This window comes from Psychrosphaera aestuarii (genome assembly GCF_017948405.1).
GTDB lineage: Bacteria > Pseudomonadota > Gammaproteobacteria > Enterobacterales > Alteromonadaceae > Psychrosphaera > Psychrosphaera aestuarii.
In genome coordinates this window covers 1950094-1969550 of record NZ_CP072844.1, presented here as the reverse complement: position 1 = coordinate 1969550, position 19457 = coordinate 1950094, and the positions used below count along the sequence as shown (strand labels likewise).

The 19457-nt window shown below is 39.9% G+C and carries 12 protein-coding genes; 8 read left to right on the top strand and 4 right to left on the bottom strand.

All coding sequences use genetic code 11. From position 1 onward, the window contains the following. Positions 1–29 precede the first annotated feature (29 nt). From malQ to gndA, 4 genes are all read left to right on the top strand, one after another. A complete protein-coding gene (malQ, locus tag J9318_RS08945; RefSeq protein ID WP_210559599.1) occupies positions 30–2237 on the top strand; it encodes a 4-alpha-glucanotransferase in 2208 nt (735 codons plus the stop codon). A 157-nt stretch (positions 2238–2394) separates the two neighbouring features. Continuing rightward, a complete protein-coding gene (gene glgB / locus J9318_RS08940; RefSeq protein WP_210562418.1) occupies positions 2395–4557 on the top strand; it encodes a 1,4-alpha-glucan branching protein GlgB in 2163 nt (720 codons plus the stop codon). Then, positions 4554–6602 carry a glycogen debranching protein GlgX gene (gene glgX, locus J9318_RS08935; RefSeq protein WP_210559598.1) on the top strand — a complete coding sequence of 683 codons (2049 nt, stop codon included), beginning with the start codon at positions 4554–4556 and terminating at the stop codon, positions 6600–6602. The genes glgB and glgX overlap by 4 nt, the downstream gene beginning before the upstream one ends. 99 nt (positions 6603–6701) lie before the next feature. Further along, positions 6702–8228: an NADP-dependent phosphogluconate dehydrogenase gene (gene gndA, locus J9318_RS08930; RefSeq protein ID WP_210559597.1), complete on the top strand. Its 1527-nt coding sequence runs from the start codon at positions 6702–6704 to the stop codon at positions 8226–8228. 71 nt (positions 8229–8299) lie between these two features. On the opposite strand, the gene J9318_RS08925 is transcribed toward gndA, so the two are convergent. From J9318_RS08925 to J9318_RS08915, 3 genes are read right to left on the bottom strand one after another with little or no spacing between them, the layout of a single operon-like run. Further along, positions 8300–9328, bottom strand: a complete 1029-nt coding sequence (locus J9318_RS08925; protein ID WP_210559596.1) for a zinc-binding dehydrogenase — start codon at positions 9326–9328, stop codon at positions 8300–8302. A 5-nt stretch (positions 9329–9333) separates the two neighbouring features. After that, positions 9334–12477, bottom strand: coding sequence for an efflux RND transporter permease subunit (locus tag J9318_RS08920; RefSeq protein ID WP_210559595.1), 3144 nt, complete (start codon positions 12475–12477; stop codon positions 9334–9336). A gap of 1 nt (position 12478) precedes the next feature. Next, positions 12479–13660, bottom strand: a complete 1182-nt coding sequence (locus J9318_RS08915; protein ID WP_210559594.1) for an efflux RND transporter periplasmic adaptor subunit — start codon at positions 13658–13660, stop codon at positions 12479–12481. A gap of 102 nt (positions 13661–13762) precedes the next feature. Between J9318_RS08915 and J9318_RS08910 the strand changes: the two genes are divergently transcribed. From J9318_RS08910 to J9318_RS08895, 4 genes are all read left to right on the top strand, one after another. Further along, positions 13763–14734: a LysR family transcriptional regulator gene (locus J9318_RS08910; RefSeq protein ID WP_210559593.1), complete on the top strand. Its 972-nt coding sequence runs from the start codon at positions 13763–13765 to the stop codon at positions 14732–14734. Between the two features lie 21 nt (positions 14735–14755). Beyond that, a complete protein-coding gene (gene msrB / locus J9318_RS08905) occupies positions 14756–15157 on the top strand; it encodes a peptide-methionine (R)-S-oxide reductase MsrB (RefSeq protein ID WP_210559592.1) in 402 nt (133 codons plus the stop codon). A 203-nt stretch (positions 15158–15360) separates the two neighbouring features. After that, positions 15361–16803, top strand: coding sequence for a glyceraldehyde-3-phosphate dehydrogenase (locus J9318_RS08900; RefSeq protein WP_210559591.1), 1443 nt, complete (start codon positions 15361–15363; stop codon positions 16801–16803). 162 nt (positions 16804–16965) lie between these two features. After that, positions 16966–19020 (top strand): EAL domain-containing protein, encoded by a 2055-nt coding sequence (locus J9318_RS08895; RefSeq protein ID WP_244731609.1) that lies wholly within the window; start codon positions 16966–16968, stop codon positions 19018–19020. On the opposite strand, the gene J9318_RS08890 is transcribed toward J9318_RS08895, so the two are convergent. Beyond that, positions 19017–19457, bottom strand: coding sequence for a type 2 periplasmic-binding domain-containing protein (locus J9318_RS08890; protein ID WP_210559590.1), 441 nt, complete (start codon positions 19455–19457; stop codon positions 19017–19019). The two genes, J9318_RS08895 and J9318_RS08890, sit on opposite strands and share 4 nt — an antisense overlap.

The following is a 19457-nucleotide window of genomic DNA, read 5'->3' as shown; positions in this document are numbered from 1 at the left end:
ATCAAAGCTTTTCCCAGCAAGGAATAACAATGAACCAATCGTTGATCGAACAACTGGCGGACGCCCGCGGTATCGAATCTGAGTATACGGATGCTTGGGGAAACCAAGCCATCATTGAGCACACTTCTAAAACAAAAATTCTCGCGGCTATGGGTTATCCAGTTGATGATGAAATTGCGCTATTAAACGTGATTGAAGAGGAAACGAAACAACAATGGTTAACCGTATTAGAGCCAGTTACCGTCTCACGAGTTGATCAGCCTGTTCCTGTATTTATAAAGCTACCAATTGACTTTGTGAATGATGAGTTAACGTTAAAAGTGTATCAGCAAGGTGCTTTAATTAAAGAAATTAAAGTCGTACCAATCGATAATCAACTAATTGCGAACGTTGAAATCAATGATATTGAAATACAGCAATATTTAATCGAAATAGACTTTCAATTAGATATGGGATATTTCGACCTTACACTGTTAGAGGATGGGAACGATGAACCGCTAGGGGAGGGTCGTTTAATCGTCGCTCCGCAACAATGTTATAAGCAACCGGATATTGTAAATGGTAAAAAGCTTTGGGGCCCGAGTGTTCAATTATATTGCGTAAAAAGCGAAAAAAACTGGGGCGTTGGTGACTTTTCTGACTTAGCATATTTAATTGAAAAAGTTGCTGATAGAGGTGCAGATTTTGTTGGTTTAAATCCTATTCATGCTTTATATCCAAACAACGGAAATGCCTGTAGCCCTTACAGCCCATCATCTCGTCGTTGGTTAAATGTAATATACATTGATGTGGAACAGGTCGTCGGATTTAGCAAGGATCAAAATACCCAAGAGTTAGTTAATAGCGACGCCTTTAAGCAACAACTTCTTCGTGCGAAACAAAGTGAACTGGTTGATTATGAGTCAGTGATGGATTTAAAAATTCGAGCACTCAAACCACTTTATAATTATTTTTTAGAAAATGAACTAAAACAACAAACCTCTTACGCTGAAGCATTTGCGTCTTTCAAAAAAGACGGTGGCGATAGTCTTTTGCAATTAGCTACCTTTGATGCAATTCAAGACCATTTCAAATCTGAAGGCCGCTATATTGGTGACAACTGGGGTTGGCCTGTCTGGCCAGCAGAATTTAAAGATTATAATTCGGTTGCGGTAAAGAACTTTGTGGCGGAACATGCTGAATTAGTTGATTTTTATGCCTATATTCAATTCATTGCTTTAACGCAACTGGAAAAAGCCAATGCCGTAAGTGCTGAAAAAGGCATGGCAATGGGAACGTATCGTGATTTAGCGGTGGGTGTAAGCGAGGGTAGTACTGAAATCTGGGCAAATAAAGATTTGTATTGTACTGACGCTTCTGTAGGCGCTCCGCCAGATGTACTTGGTCCGCTTGGACAAAATTGGGGTCTGCCGCCGATGGATCCCGTTAAGCTCTATCAGCAAGCATATCAGCCAATTATTGATCTGTTTCGCTCGAATATGCATGCCTGTGGCGCGTTGCGTATCGATCATGTCATGGCGTTACTTCGTCTTTGGTGGGTACCTAAAGGTGAATCATCTAAGGCGGGCACATACGTGTATTATCCGGTCGATGACTTGTTAGCTATTTTAGCGTTAGAAAGCCACTTAAATGAGTGTGCAATTATTGGTGAAGACTTAGGGACAGTGCCTGATGATATCGTTGGTAAATTGCAAGAAAATGGCATTCATTCTTATAAAGTATTTTTCTTTGAACAGGCTGAAGACGGTGGATTTTTCTCACCTTCACATTATCCAGAACAAGCTATGGCGACGTTAACGACGCATGATATGCCAACCTTAATCGGCTATTGGCATTGCAAAGACTTAGAGCTTGGCCAACAAATAGGACTGTATTCAGGCGATGAATTAATGAAATCGTTGTATGACGATCGAATTAAGGCTAAACAAGCAATACTAGACAGTTTGCATGGCCATAATAGTGTTTCTGACAATGTCGGTCGTGACGCCAACTATGTTGGCATGTCTCAAGAGCTAAACTACGGACTGCAGTTGCACATGGCAAAAGGAGCAACGGCGTTGCTTAGTTTGCAGTTAGAAGATTGGTTGCAAATGGATATGCCAGTTAATATTCCGGGCACTAGTGAGGAATATCCAAATTGGCGCCGTAAGTTAAGCGTTAATTTAGAGGATATTTTTAATAAACCTGAAATTAATCAACTAACACACGATTTAACAAAAGCACGATCGCAAGCTTAACTCGTTATAAAACAGCACCAAGAGGTGCTGTTTTTGATTAAAACCCGTTTCAATTTATATTAAAACACTAGCTTTATAATGGGTGGTAAAAGTGAATTCAGAAAATAAACCTAATAGTAGCTCGGCACTAGCGAATAGTCTTAATCGCGCAGTTCTTATCCATCCGTTTAACGAGTTAGGTTTATTCAAGAACGAACAACAGCCAGGTTATTTTATTAGAGCTTGGTTTCCTGGAGCGGTTAAAGTTGAATTACTTGAAGCCAAGCGTAATCGACAGTTAGCGACCTTCGACATTGCAGATGACTTGGGGTTATTCATCTGTGAGTTACCAAAACGACGTAAAGCGTTTCGATATCGCTTGAGAGTCACTAAAAGCCATGCCGGTGGCTTACAACAAACAATTGTTGATGATCCCTACCAATATAAACAAGAAGCTTATTACGCAGTACATCATGTAAGAGAGCGCGCATCGAATATTTACAATCAGTTAGGTGCACAGCTTATTACGCTAGATAGTAATATGCCAGCAACACGCTTCGCTGTTTATGCCCCTCATGCTCAAAGTTGCAGTGTTATAGGTGACTTTAATCATTGGGACGGTCGTGCATTACCAATGGAAAAAACCAATTGCGGTCATTTTGTATTAGTCGTACCGGGTGTAACGGCTGGTTCAAAGTATAAATTTGAACTTAAAGATCAGCATTTACAGCGACTTCCTCATAAAGCCGACCCTATTGGTTTTTACCACGACCAATATCCTTCATTTGCCAGCGTTGTCTACGATCATAATCAATACCAGTGGCAAGATACAGAGTGGCAGAACAGACCAGAACTTAATCATTACCAAGAGCCTATGTCTATTTATGAAGTTCATTTAGGGTCTTGGAAAAACAAAACAGACATTGAAAATAACAATCAGGTATTAAGCTATCATGAGTTAATTGACGAACTTATCCCTTATGTTGTGGAAATGGGTTTTACGCATATAGAAGTATTACCAATATCAGAGCATCCGTTTACTGGCTCTTGGGGTTATCAACCAACCGGCATGTTTGCTGCTACCTCCAGATTCGGTGATCCTGATGGTTTTAAAGCCTTCGTAGATGCTTGTCATCAAGCTAAAATTGGAGTTATCGTTGATTGGGTTCCTGCTCATTTCCCTGAAGACGCGCATGGATTAGCGAACTTTGATGGCACACATTTATACGATTATGAAGACCCTAAAAAAGGTTGGCATCCAGATTGGCAGTCTTGTATTTACGATTTTGGTAAAGATGAGGTTCGTCAGTTTTTAGTAGCAAGTGCCGTTTATTGGTGCGATAAATTTCACGTCGATGGCATTAGAGTTGATGCGGTAGCATCTATGTTGTACTTAGATTACTCTAGAAATGAGGGTGAATGGTTACCTAATGTCGATGGTGGAAATCATAACTACGAAGCGATTAGCCTTTTAAAATGGATGAATCATGAGGTTAAGTCATGTTTTCCAAAGTCCATAACAATTGCAGAAGAGTCAACGTCTTATCAAGGTGTTTCTCATTCAATTGAGGAAGGTGGCTTAGGTTTTGATTATAAATGGAATATGGGTTGGATGCATGACAGCCTAGTCTTTATGAATAAAGATCCTATGTATCGACGTTATCACCACCGAGACATCACATTTTCAACAGTGTATCAATATGACGAAAATTTCGTGCTACCTCTTTCTCATGACGAAGTCGTTCATGGCAAAGGATCGTTAATTAGAAAAATGCCTGGGGATGAGTGGCAACAGGCTGCAAATCAAAGGGTTTATGCAGGTTATATGTTTGCGCATCCAGGTAAAAAGCTCAACTTTATGGGTAATGAATTCGCGCAATTTGAAGAGTGGAACCACAACACCGAATTGTCTTGGAATGCGTTAGAAAATGATAAAAACCAAGGAATACAGACTCTATATCGAGACTTAAATAATTTATATAAAACTAATAAGGCTTTACATCAACTTGACTATGACACAAATGGATTTGAGTGGCTTGATCATCAAGATGAAGAAAAGAGCATTTTAGCGTTTATCCGACGAGACGCAGAAGGTAATGAAATTATTGTTATTTGTAATTTTACGCCTATTCCGAGAGACGATTATCGAGTCGGTGTGAATACCACAGGCACGTATCAAGTGCTGCTAAATACTGACAGTAAGTATTATTGGGGGAGCAATTACAATGTCGGTTATCAACTTGATACAAATTCAATTCCTTGGCAAGGAAAGCAAAATAGTATGGTGATTAACTTACCGCCACTTAGTGCGCTCTATCTAACTAAAACGAACATTTCATGATTACATCTGAATCGGACATACGATTAACAAGAGTTGGGCCAGGAAGTGCAACTAAACTTGGACTGACATTTAATAACAACACAATAAATGTTGCTATTTATGCCCCTGATGCGGCTCAAATATTTGTACATTTTTTTAAACCAGATACCGAAGAATTCATTACTAAAGTAGAACTGACAAGTCGAACGGGAAAAGTATTTCATAGTGAAATACTGGGAGTTGATGACAGTTGGCTCTATGCATTGCAAGCAATCCAAAAAGTACCTCGAAAAGGCCATGATGTTGATCAACGCCTATTGATCGATCCTTACGCTAAGTCGCTAAATAAATCCTTAGTATGGCAACAGAGTCAATACGTTAACAAAAACCCATTTATGCTGCCAAAAGCTAAGATTAAGTTATGTGAATTTGACTGGCAAGGCGTGACTAAACCAAATATCAGTCGCCATGAAACGATACTTTATGAATTGCATGTAAAAGGCTTCTCAATCAATAATAGGGAAGTCGCTGAATCCAATAGGGGTAAATACTTGGGGCTTATCGACCCTGCGAGTATTGACTATATTAAATCCCTTGGCATAACGAGTCTTCAATTGATGCCAATTTTCAGTTTTATGTCGGAGCCGAGGTTACAAAACCTCGGATTGACAAATTATTGGGGTTATAACCCGGTAAGTTTTTTTGCGCCAGATCAACGATACGCAAATGAGGACGCGGTTGTAGAAATCAAAACCATGATTCGTGAGTTACACCGCAACGGCATCGAAGTGATTCTTGATGTGGTTTACAACCATACAGCCGAGGGTGGCACAGAAGGCCCTGTATTGAGTTTTAAAGGTCTAGTTGAAGCTGAGTTTTACTTACGTGATGAAGGCGACTACAACTTTAACTACGTTAACTATTCTGGATGTGGAAATTCCATTAACGCGGATAGTGATTTTGGTATAAAAATTATAATGGACTCATTGCGCTATTGGTTAACGGAAATGCAAGTGGACGGTTTTCGGTTTGATTTAGCTGCAACGCTTGGGCGCAACGGCGACCGCTATAATCGAAAAGCAGCTTTATTTAGAGCTATGGCACAAGATCCTGTAATAAGTGCTGCTAAATTAATTGCTGAACCTTGGGATATTGGGCCAGAAGGCTATCAATTAGGTAACTTTCCGTCGCAATGGTTCGAATGTAATGATCGGTATAGAGATACCGCGAGGCGATTTTGGAAAGGGGATTTGGGTTTAGTCCCAGAGCTTGCAAGTCGGTTGTTAGGTTCTCGCGATATTTTTAAAAAAGGCCGACGAAGCCATACCTCCAGCGTTAACTATATTACTTATCATGATGGCTTTACATTGCATGATTTGGTGACCTATCAGCAGCGAAGAAATGAAGCGAACCTAGAACAAAACCGAGACGGCCATAATGGTAACTTTTCAGAAAACTATGGTGTCGAAGGGGAGACCGATGACATATCGATCAACTCACTGCGACAACAACAAAAACGAAACTTATTAGCCACTTTACTTTTTTCCCAAGGGGTTCCGCACCTTCTTGCCGGTGATGAAGTGTGTCGCACACAAAAAGGAAATAACAACGCTTATTGCCAAGATAATGAAATTAGTTGGTTAAGTTGGAATTTGGATATAAGTCAACAATCGCTTCTGAGTTTTACGCAATATGTGATCCAAATAAGAAAACGTTTTCCATTACTGCAACGTTGTTTTTTACATGATGACGACTTTGAACATAGCGATTATCACCACCATGTAAACTGGTTAAAACCTAATGGTGAAAGTAAGCAGATAGACGATTGGCAAAATAATGAAAATCAGTGTTTAGGTTTAGTCGTTGCCGATGACGATCTTGGCTATCAGTTGTTGTTAATTCTTAACGCGTCGGAACGTCATGTAGACTATAATTTGTGTGATTTTAAATCGGCGCAGAGAATATTGGATACCAGTCTAGTCAACGAATTAAAGGAAGTTACAGTGACTCAGACTCATTATAACCAATCACCTCGCTCATTGAGCTTGTGGCGATTACCTTTATGACGTTAATATTTAATTTCCAAGCCTTATATAAACTTAGGCATGACTTCTGTATAATTCGGCAAATTTTGAAAGTAACGCTCACTCTAAAGAGAAGTTTATATGACAGATAAATCATCGTTATGTGATATTGGGTTTATTGGATTAGGTGTCATGGGTAAGAATTTAGCCCTGAACTTAGCCGATAATGGTTATAAAATTGCCGCGTTCGACTTAGATACCGAAAAAGTAGAGTCCGCTATTAATCAGGATGAACTTGAACGTAGAAACGGCGACCAACGAATATTCCCTTGTACTTCTTATACTGAACTTCTCTCCAAACTTTCTTCCCCTCATTTAATTATAATTTCTGTCCCTGCTGGAAACCCTGTTGACGATGTGTGTCATAAATTAATTGATGCCGGTATTCAGGCCGATGATATTATTGTTGATACGGGAAATAGTTTATGGACTGATACTGTTGAGCGTGAAAAACGTTACGAAGGTAAGTTTTTATTCTTTACAACTGCGGTCTCCGGTGGCGAAGTAGGTGCTAGGTTTGGAGCATCACTAATGCCTAGCGGCGATCGATATGCTTGGACTCGTATAGAGCCAATGTTCAAGGCGATTGCAGCAAAAGTAGATCCTGCCACAGGAAAACCAATCGAGCGTCACGAGCCAGGTAATCCAGTATTAGAGGGTGAGCCTTGTGCCACCTATATCGGTGAAGCGGGATCGGGCCATTATGTAAAAATGGTTCATAACGGTATTGAATACGCTGATATGCAGCTGATTTGTGAAGCTTATAACATCATGCGCACTGGCTTATCGATGACGCCATTAGAAATCGCGAAAGTATTTCGTGACTGGAATGAAGGTGAATTAAACAGTTACCTGATTGAAATTAGCGCAGAAGTTCTAGAACAAGTTGATTCAGAAACAAATCAGCCATTAGTTGATATTATTTTAGATAAAGCCGGTCAAAAAGGTACGGGTTTGTGGACTGCAGTAAGTAGCTTACAAGTCGGGGCTCCTTCACCAACAATTACGTCCGCGGTTTATGCGAGAGCGTTATCGACGTTAAAAGACGATAGGGTAGCAGCATCGGTCATATTAAAAGGTCCAGAGATTAGTGAATTAGGGCTAAACAAAGACGAGGTGATAGCGCAACTGCATGATGCGTTATATTGTTCTAAAATTTGTGCTTATGCTCAAGGTTTTCAATTGATGAGCATGGCGGCTAAAGAACAAGGATGGAACTTAGATTTTGCCGGGATAGCAAAAATTTGGCGAGCGGGTTGCATAATTCGTGCTGTATTTTTACAGTCGATCACAGAAGCTTACGAGCGAGATGAAGAGTTAGCAAACTTGTTAATTGATCCATTTTTTGCCGACCAAATCGCCAAATATCAAGCAAATTGGCGTCGTACCGTTGCCAACTCATCTATGATGGGTATTCCAATTGGCGCGTTTTCATCAGCGCTAGCTTATTACGACTCTTATCGAAGTGCCGTGTTACCAGCTAATTTACTTCAGGGGCAAAGAGACTATTTTGGCGCTCATACATTTGCTCGCGTTGATCAACCTAGCGCTAAGATGTATCACGTTGAATGGAGTGTTGCTGGTAGACCTATCGTTAAGGTTAAATAATAACTTAACGTCCGATCAAAAGGTCACAGTTAATAAAAAGCCGCTTAATTATTTAAAGCGGCTTTTTGCGTTTATGAGCATAACATTACAACTTGTTTGCCCTTAACCTTTCTCTGCAATTGTTGTTTTAATGCATATTCAATCGCGCTAGCATCAAACTTTACATCGATGATTTCGGGCGTTTTTAACTTGCCTTTCGAAACACATTCAAACAATTTTTTGCCAATGAAAGCTAGCTTTAACTGAGCACACATATCTTCAGATAGCCAGGCTCCATTTAAAGAGATGGCGATTAAAGTAGGGGCTTTAGTAAACAAGGGTTCTTTTTCTATCGGGTCAAAAGGTGTCAAGCAGGCAATAGAACCTGTAAACTTAAGCGCCCCTAGATCTTGTGATGTTGTCTCTCCACCAATAGTATCAATGATAGCATCAACACCTCTTTGACAGGTGATTTCTAAAACACTACCTTGTATGTCTTTGTTAATATAATCAATGACATGATCAGCACCAAGCTGTCGCAGGAACGGTGCATTTTCAGCTCTAGCGGTGGTGATTACTCTATAGCCAATATTATGCGCTAACTGAATAGCGAATTGACCAACAGAGCCAGCGCCTCCCTTTATCAAGACAGTTTGCTCTTCATGCAAACCTAGCCTTTCCAAAGCCATATAAGCCGTGATGCCAGAACTAGGGACAGTTGCTGCGACTTGTGTTGGCACTGATTCGGGTACCTCGATTAGCGCATGACTCGGTACAATTACGTATTCAGAAAGAACACCTTGCACCTTTACATTATGGTGCCATGCGACACGGGTGCCGACAGCTGGAGCTGCACCATTACTATTTTCAACAACGGTGCCGACGGCATCTAAACCTATTACATGAGGATAACTCCAACGAGAGAATCCACACTCTGCCAATTTACCGTCAACAGGATTTAATCCCACCGCGTTAACTTTGATTAAGTGATGGCCGTCTTTCAACGAAGGGATTGGCAACAAAATCTCAACAACGTTAAAATCGTCACTAGCCTCGTTAATTGCAATCGCTTTCATCATCGTTATATTTTTATTTGGCGTAGTAGATTTAGATGCTTTCATAAAAATTACTGCTCTGTCGTTTTCTTATCAGTTTTACTTACCAACATATAAAACACCGGTGTAAACAATAAACCAAATACGGTTACCCCTATCATGCCGGAAAATACTGCTATACCCATGGTTTCGCGCATTTCTGCGCCAGCACCAGTTGCGAGTACTAATGGTACTACGCCAGCTGTAAACGCAATCGATGTCATTAAAATAGGGCGTAAACGTAAACGACATGCGTCAACAATGGCATTAAAAGTAGTGGCTCCGGCATCTGCTTTTTCTTTGGCAAACTCCACCATTAAAATTGCATTTTTACAGGCTAACGCCACCAAAACAATAAGTGCAATTTGGGTAAAGATGTTGTTATCACCCGATACAAACCAAACACCGACTAATGCTGATAATATAGTCATAGGCACGATTAATATAATTGCTAAAGGTAACCTTAAGCTTTCGTATTGTGAGGCTAGAACCATAAATACCAGTAAAACAACTAACGGAAACACATAAACCATTGTATTGCCGGCTAAGATTTGTTGGTAGGTAACTTCTGTCCACTCAAATGCCATACCGTCATCCAATGTTGTTGCAAGAACTCGTTCTATCGCTTGTTGAGCTTGAGCCGAAGAGTAACCTGGCGCAGGTGAGCCATTGAGTTCTGCGGAAGGGTAGCCGTTGTAATGCATAACACGGTCTGGTCCTGTAGTAGGCGTCACCTTAAGGATGCTTCCAAGCGGAATCATATGACCTTGAGCATTACGAACTTTATATTGTAATATTTGCTCTGGATCGGCACGAAACTCAGCTTCCGCCTGCGCGTTAACTTGGTATGTTCTACCAAACAAATTAAAGTCGTTAACGTAAACCGAACCTAAGTAAATTTGCAGCGCATCAAAAACATCATTAAGCGGTATGCCCTGAAGTAACGCCTGCTCTCGATCTATTTCAATATCCATTTGTGGAACCTGAATACGGAAGGTTGAGTAGATCCCGGTTAAAGCTGGCTCCTTATAAGCGGCTTGGATTACTGTTTGAAGATTATTAAATAAGGCTTCATAACCTAAGTTTGCTCTATCCTCTATTTGTAACTTAAAGCCACCCGTTGTACCTAAACCTAGAATTGGCGGGGGAGGGAATACAGCGACAAAAGCTTCATCAATGCCGTAAAACGCGCCGTTTAGGCGACCAGCAACAGCCATCGCTGATAAATCTGGGGTTGTTCGGTTTTCAAAGCTATCAAGAGTAACAAATACGATACCGCTGTTTGAGCTGTTAGAAAATCCATTTACCGATAAACCAGGGAATGAAACTGTATGTATTACACCCGGTGTTGCTAAGGCAATTTTTTCCATTTCTTTAACAACAGCTTCAGTTCTATCTAAACTAGCTGCATCAGGAAGCTGTGCAATAGCAACCAGATATTGCTTATCTTGAGCAGGAATAAAGCCACCTGGAATAGACGTAAACACTTTGCCTGTTAGTCCTAATAAGCCAATATAAAGGACTAATACGATTGTTGAGTAGCGAATTAGCTTTTTGACGAGTGCAACGTATCCGTCTGACGCCTTATCAAACATTTTATTAAAAGGAGCAAATAACCATTTACCAAAAGCTTTATCTAGAACACGAGTCAACCAGTCCGGTTTAGCACCGTGAGGCTTTAAAAGAATAGCCGATAATGCAGGCGATAAAGTAAGTGAATTAAACGCAGAAATTAACGTCGAAATCGTAATAGTTAAGGCAAACTGTTTATAAAATTGGCCGGTTAAACCAGTAATAAATGCAGTAGGGATAAATACCGCACATAATACCAACGCAATTGCAATAATTGGTCCCGTCACTTCTGTCATTGCTTTTTTAGTCGCTTCAAACGGGGAAAGCCCGTCACCAATATTACGCTCGACATTTTCAACCACGACGATGGCGTCGTCAACTACGATACCAATGGCTAAGACTAAGCCAAATAACGATAAGGTATTAATGGAGACACCAAGCCATTGCATAGCCGCAAAGGTTCCGACTAATGAAACTGGGACTGCAATAAGTGGGATGATAGATGCACGCCATGTTTGCAAGAATAGTATTACAACAATAACGACCAACAACACCGCTTCAAATAAGGTTGTAATTACGGCATCAATTGAGCCACGAACAAAAATAGTTGGGTCATAAACAATATCGTACTCAACCCCTTGTGGGAATCTTGTAGAAAGTTCTTTCATAACTTCACGAACACTGTCAGACAGTTCAATTGCGTTCGAGCCAGGACGTTGAAAAATAGGCAAGGCAACTGCTGGCTGACTGTCTAGCATTGCACGAAGTGTATAATTATTTTGACCAAGCTCAATACGAGCAATGTCGCTCAATCGAGTTACAGCACCGTTATCGCCAACTTTTATAACAATGTCGTTAAATTCATCAACGCTACCCATTCGGCCTTTAACGTTTAATAAAATTTGGAACTGTGTGTCTGACGACGTTGGTTGTGCGCCTAGTGTACCAGCCGCTACTTGTCTGTTCTGTGCGCGCACGGCATTCACCACATCAGACGCGGTGAGTTTGCGTTCAGCAAGTTGTTCTGGGTTTAACCAAATTCTTAAGGCGTACTGACCGCCACCAAAGACTCGAACGTCACCAACCGACTCTAGTCGGGTGAGCTGGTCTTTGACGTAAATATCCGCGTAGTTTGATAAATAACTTATGTCGTGGCTACGTTCTGGTGAGTATAAATGAACAACCATAGCTAAGTCAGGCGATGACTTCTCTGCGATTACACCGAGTCGTTGAACTTCTTCTGGTAAACGCGGCACGGCACTGTTCACTCGGCTTTGAACTTGTTGCTGAGCTTTATCTAAATCGGTCCCAAGCGCAAACGTAATTGTTAACGATAGACGCCCGTCACCGGTTGCTTGTGAAAACATGTATAACATGTTTTCTACACCATTAATTTGTTGCTCAAGAGGCGTAGCTACTGTTTCAGCAATGACCTTTGGATTTGCGCCAGGGTAACTTGCGTTTACAACAACCGTTGGAGGAACAACCTCTGGGTATTCACTAACCGGTAACTGCATTAATGAAATAGCACCAGCAATAAAAATTATCAGCGATAACATGACCGCAAATATGGGCCGGCTTATAAAAAAGTGTGAAAATTTCATATTACTTGGCACCCATTACACTAGTAGTGGACTTTAAATGTGTTAAGAAATCACTTACTAATAAGCTTTTTGGTAATTCAAGTTCAACCTGTTTAGGGTTAATTGGCATACCAGGTCCTACTTTCGCAGGGCCATTTGCCGCAATTTTTTCACCTGCTTTTAAGCCACTAGTAACAATTCTAAAATCACCTAAACGTTTACCTACTTGAATTGGGCGATATGTAAGAGTGTTTTCATCTTTAACAACAAGGATAAATTTATTTTTTAAGTCGGTACCAATTGCACGTTCAGGAACAATAATTTGTTGTGAAAAGTCTGTAGGAGCGATACTAACACGAGCAAAAGCACCTGGTAGTAATGCACCAGACTCATTATCAAAAACAGCACGCACTTTAATAGTACCTGTGCTTGAATTGATCATGTTATCTATAAAGTCTAAGTTACCAAAGATGGCTTTTTTAGAACCGGTCAACTCCATACGCACAGGCAGACCGATTAAATTTTCTAGCGAGGCAAACTTATTGTTCCATGTACGCTCGTCTATTTCAAAATAGGTCTCTATCGTATCGCTAGCGACAATATTAGTAAGAACGGTTTCTGTCGCGCGTACTGTGTTCCCTTTAGTATGGTATGCCAAAGATATCTTTCCAGATATAGGCGCTTTTATATCACTAAAGTCTAAATTCAAGCGGGCTATATTTAACGAAGACTCAATTGAATCAACGTCAGCACTACGTTGATCAAAAAGAGCACGACGTGCATCAACTTGTTCTACAGAAATTGCTTTAGATTCAGCCAGCGACATTCCTCGCTCATATTCGCTCTTCGCTTGACGAAGTGCCGCTTTGCTTCGTTTTAGTTGCGCTTCTAAGTTTTTAAGCTCTGCTTGATATGCTCGTTTATCAAGTGAAAATAAAATGTCACCTTCTTTAACATAGGAGCCCTCTGTAAAGCGAACGGATTCAATAATGCCAGTAACGCGCGGTCGTAATTGCACTTCTTCTGGCGCAACGGTGCGTGTAGTAAAAGTGTGCCAATCAGTAATTTCAATGGATGAAACTGTCGCAACATCGATCACGGGTGGCGGTGGGGCACCATTTCCTTGTTGTGTTTTTACCTCAGCACACCCAATTACGCTGGCAAGTGCTAAACTAAGCATTCCAAATTTCAAAGTTCTTGTCATAGTATTCTCCTAAGTTGCCAAGAATTATAGACTTGTATTCTTACGAGAATAATGCTCGAATTAGCACTTTATTAATGCTTACAATGCACCAATGGAAAATCTATGGATTTGGCGAGTAAACTGCTTCTATTGTTGGAGGTAACTGAGTTAGGCACTTTTGCCAAGGTGTCTGAGCATCGGCATGTCGATCGATCGGTTATCTCAAAACAAATAGCCAAACTAGAGCAAGAGCTAGGTGTTAGGGTATTAAATCGAACAACACGCTCTCTTTCTCTAACCGCCGCAGGCACAGAGATCGTAGAACAAGCAAAGTTACTTAGAGAGTTGTTAAACGAAACAAAAAGACGCGCGCAAAATTATCATTCAGAACCACAAGGTCGACTAAAAATTACAAGTTCGACACATTTTGGACGCCGATATGTACAGCAAGCAATTATAGAGTTTCAACGACGTTTTCCGCAGATAGATGTAGAACTCAGGCTTGAAGATCGGTTAGTTGACTTAGTGGGTGAGGGTTACGATATTGGCTTTCGTTTTGGAGAGCCAAAAGACTCAACTCTTATCGCGAGAAAATTAGCACGAAACCGGCTGGCTATTGTTGCTTCTGATGAGTTTTTCAAACGATTTAAAAAACCAGAAACACTAGACGACCTAAAAACCTTACCTTGCGCTATATACTCTTCATCGGGTATGGAAGTTGATCGACTAAACTTTATAAACGAAAAAGGACTCGAAGACTCGATAAAACTGAATGCAGCTTATAGAGTGAATGACGTGGAAATGTTAGTCAAAACGGCAGAGTCCGGCAACATGTTTGCAGTTGTGTCTGCGCAAATGTTAAACCAAGAGGTTATAACTGGAAAATTAATGCCAATTATGACTCATTTAAAATTAATAGACTTTGGTTCACTCTATGCAGTGTATCCACATCGTGATTCACCAGTAAAGACTCGGTTATTTATTGATACTATTAGAGAATTAATTGGCGATAAAGTCCCAAGCTGGGAGTCAAATATTCCAAATTTTGAGTCTATGTATGGAAATGAACCACAAGATGGTTTGTTAAATATTTAATTACCATAAGGCGAGTACATTATGAGTAAAGTTGAAAAGAGCGACGCGCAGTGGCGCGCGGAGCTAACGCCGGAACAATATGAGGTGACTCGGAATCATGGCACAGAGCGACCATACTCTGGTGCGCTGTTAAATGAAGCTCGAAAAGGGGTATATCACTGTGTTTGCTGTGAGCAGCCTCTCTTTTATTCGGATCAAAAGTTTGAGTCACACTGCGGTTGGCCTTCATTTGATGCCTGTTCGGATGATGCAATTAAGTATGTGAAAGACAGTAGTCATGGCATGATTAGAACGGAAATATTATGTTCGCAATGTGATGCGCATCTAGGACACATATTTGATGATGGACCAACTAATACCGGTAAGCGTTACTGTGTTAATTCAGTATCACTTACATTTCGTAGTATGGAAAATACAGATTAAACCTTTTTGAGTAGCAGTTTTACGCCTGTTACGTCTATTTAAGTCACTTGTTGTACAGGATAGTTCACGACCCTTTGTATAAAATGAAAGTGTTTTTGTAATATTACATTTAAACTTTCATAATATTAATTTACAATGCCGGCAGTTTTGATTGAAGGGCCTTCAATCGCGTTTTAATTTGATTAAGTTAAAGGGTAGATGTAATGACACTAACTCCAGAACAGCAATACCAACAAAGTTGGTTAGAAAGACAAGATTACGCCGATCGTATGCAACCAATTATTGGTAGCCTATATCGTAACCACGGTATCGAAATTTGCATATACGGTCGTCCGCTAGTGTCGGCATCTGCGATTGATATTATCAAAGCTCACAAAACAGTAACTAAATATGAAGGTCAAAAACTTCGTCTTCGTGAAAGCTTTGAATTCCTTGAAATTATTTCGAAAATGGATCTTAAGCCTGCAAAAATTGATCTAGGCAAATTAGCATTCAGAAATCTTTATAAGTTTGCCGGTGAAGGTGCAACTAAAGAAGATTACCTTAAAGAAGAGCTTGCGAGCATTTTAGGTGGTGAAGGCCAAGAACCACAAGACGTTGTATTATACGGTTTTGGTCGAATTGGTCGTTTACTCGCTCGTTTGCTAATTGAACGTAATGGTCCTAACGCTAACTTACGTTTACGAGCAATTGTTGTTCGTGGTGGTAAAGACGGTGACTTAGAAAAGCGCGCAAGTTTATTACGTCGTGACTCTGTACATGGTCCTTTTAATGGCAGCATTACGGTAGACAATGAAACAAACGTAATAAAAGCAAATGGTACTTACATTCAGGTTATCTATGCAAACTCTCCAGATAGCATTGATTACACAGACTATGGCATTAAAAATGCGCTAATCGTTGATAATACTGGCATCTGGAAAGATGAAGACGGCTTAGGTTTGCACCTTAAATCTAAAGGCACTTCTAAAGTCCTTCTAACTGCTCCGGCGGGTGGTCAAATCAAAAACATCGTCTACGGTGTAAACGAAAAAGACATTAAACCTGAAGACACGATTGTGTGTGCGGCAAGTTGTACAACCAATGCTATTACGCCAGTGTTAAAAGCAATGAACGACAAGTTTGGCATTAAAAATGGCCACGTTGAAACAGTTCATTCATACACAAATGATCAAAACCTAATTGATAACTTCCATAAAGCTGAGCGTCGTGGACGTTCTGCAGCATTAAATATGGTATTAACATCAACAGGTGCTGCTAAAGCGGTATCTAAAGCATTACCTGAATTACACGGTAAGTTAACTGGTAACGCGATTCGTGTACCAACACCAAACGTGTCTATGGCGATCATGAACCTTAATCTTGAAAAGAGCACGTCTCGTGAAGAGTTAAATGATTACTTGCTAGATGTAGCACTGCATTCTGATTTAAAAGATCAAGTAGACTTTACAAGTTCAACTGAAATTGTATCTACTGACTTAGTAGGTAGCCGTTACGCCGGTGTTGTTGATTCTCAAGCAACAATTGTTGATGGTGACCGAGCTGTTCTTTACGTTTGGTACGACAACGAGTTTGGTTATAGCTGTCAGGTTGTGCGTGTTATGCAGGAAATGGCAGGCATCGAATACCCTACATTACCTAAGTAAACCTTAAAGTAGAGCTCGGCTTCTCTTAAAAGTCGGTGTTATATTTAATCAACCGAGCATTAGCTCGGTTTTTTTTGCGAAATATTAGGTTCTGGCTCAAGGTTTAAATGAATATAAGCTATTATGTTTATTAAAATAATGGTTTAAGCAGGGTTGTGTTTTTTGCGAAGTATTAAAGGTACATTAACCTCAATCACAGTGCTCGCCTTTATAGCTTTGACAGTTACAATATTATTAATGTCAATGTTAGAGCACGAAAGGCTATACAAAAAATCGGTGATTAATGATTTAGATTCGTTGTCAGAAAACATGTCTAATGATTTGATCCCGATTATAGCGCTTGAGTTTAACGAAATTGAATTAACAACTATGTTGCTTAGGTTAGACGCCTATAAAAATATAAAAGTAGCCGCTATATATGACAGCGAATGGAATTCAAAGCAGGTGTATATAGGCCAGTCGTTATCGCAGCAAAACTCTGATATTAAATCCTACTTACCCAATGACATACAAAGCTTATCTCTTGGGGTATACAGCAATAAAGACAACTTAATTGCCCTGAAACAAGTCGGCGATCCGAGCTTTCCGCAAGGCTACCTATTAATTGTAAAAGATGCACGTAAACCACTCAATGACAGTAACTTATCTCTGATTGTTAATGTCACACCGATAGTTTTTGTTCTATTAATCATTGTTTTATATTTTGTTTTAAAAATCCAAGGTGACTTATTGTTGCCACTCAATAAACTTTCTAAGTTAGCTAACCTAGTTACAAAAACCCAAGACTACAGCGTACGGTTTGACTTCACTGGAAAGTCAGAAGTAAAAAGTCTTGGTGATAATTTTAACAATATGATGGCAACAATAGAGACTGAAACTGATAAAAATGAAAAGTACACGCGCCGACTAAAAGAACAACAAAAAACTATGCAACGTTTGGCTAATTTTGACTCATTAACGGGCCTGCCCAACCGTTCATTTTTTATGGAAACACTACGTTTAGAGCTCGCTAAAGCTGAGCGCGAAGGAATAAACGTTACCTTAATGTATTTAGATTTAGATGGATTTAAGGAAATCAACGACAACTATGGTCATGATGTCGGCGATGGTTTGTTAATTGAAATAGCAAAATTATTACCTAGCTTTTTAAGAAATAGTGATGTTATTGCAAGGTTGGGCGGCGATGAGTTTTTAATTTTAATGCACAAAGAACCAAACGACTACGAACTCGAAGAAATTGCCAATAGAATCATAAATGGGCTCAATAAACCAATATTGGTATCTGGTTGGGAATTAAATATTTCAGTAAGTATCGGGGTAGCTAAAGCTCAAGACTCACACTTTAATCTAAGCGACTTCATAACCAATGCAGACATTGCCATGTATCGCTCGAAAATGGCAGGGAAAAATACTCATACTGAATTTTTACCTGAAATGATGGAAGATAAAAAACGTAAATTACAAATTGCTAATTCCTTTATACCCGCAATTAAAAATAACGAATTTAACGTATATTACCAGCCAAAGGTTAATATCGACAAAGTAATAGTTGGATATGAGGCGTTAATTCGTTGGACAAGTAAAGAGTTAGGCTTTGTATCGCCGGCTGAATTCATTCCAATATCAGAAAAATCTGGAAAAATAAAACAATTAACTGAGTGGGTAATTCAACAAGTTTGTAAAGACACTCCAACCTTGATGTCACTTCATGAGTCAGGACTAAAGATCGCCATTAATTTATCAGCGCATGATATTAAAAGAGCTTCTTTACTGGACTTCATCAAGCATCATGTAAGTAGTAACCGCATCTTACCCGAAACAATCGAATTTGAAGTTACAGAGTCGGCCTACCTTGAAAACTTCGAAGAAGCTGACTCTTTTCTAACCAGTTTAAAAAACTTCGGCTGTAGCATTGCGCTAGATGATTTTGGAACGGGTTATTCATCACTTGGCTACCTGACAAAAATGCCAATAGACACATTGAAAATCGACAAACAATTTGTTGATGAGTTAGAGGTCTCGGTGCAAAGCACATTAATTACAACAACGATAATTAAATTAGCGAAACAACTAAATCTAACTATATGTGCTGAAGGTGTAGAGACGAATAACCAAATGGACTTTTTAATAAAGCACGACTGCCAGCAACTACAAGGTTACTTATTTGGAAAACCAGAGCCGTTGAGCGCTATTATGAGTAAAAGTCAAAATGCTTAACGCGTACTTTTTCTCTTTGTCGAAAATAGTACTTTAAGGTTGTCCGGTAAAGCTTGATCAGCTGATATGTAGCCAATGCTATTAGGTGAGCTCGTTAGTTTTTGTATGATATCTATCTCGGATGCGAGAGTTTGTGGAGGCGTTTTACGGCCCGTAAATCTCATTTGTGCCCAATATGATTGAATTCTAGACTCAGTCAAACCCAGTACCTTAGTATTAAAAACTACCCGTGCAGAGTTATTAGGGGACAACGCGAGTGGTGTCACTTCATAAGTTAACGCTGCGCCCATGTAAAGGTTCTTTACCTCGCGTTGAGTTAGTGACTCAATTTTTGTATCGACATGGGTGACTAATATAATGTCATTTGCGTAGAGTAGGGTTGAGTTAAATAACGCAAAGATGCCAAAGACGGTTTTAGTTATGCGTAAGTGACTCAT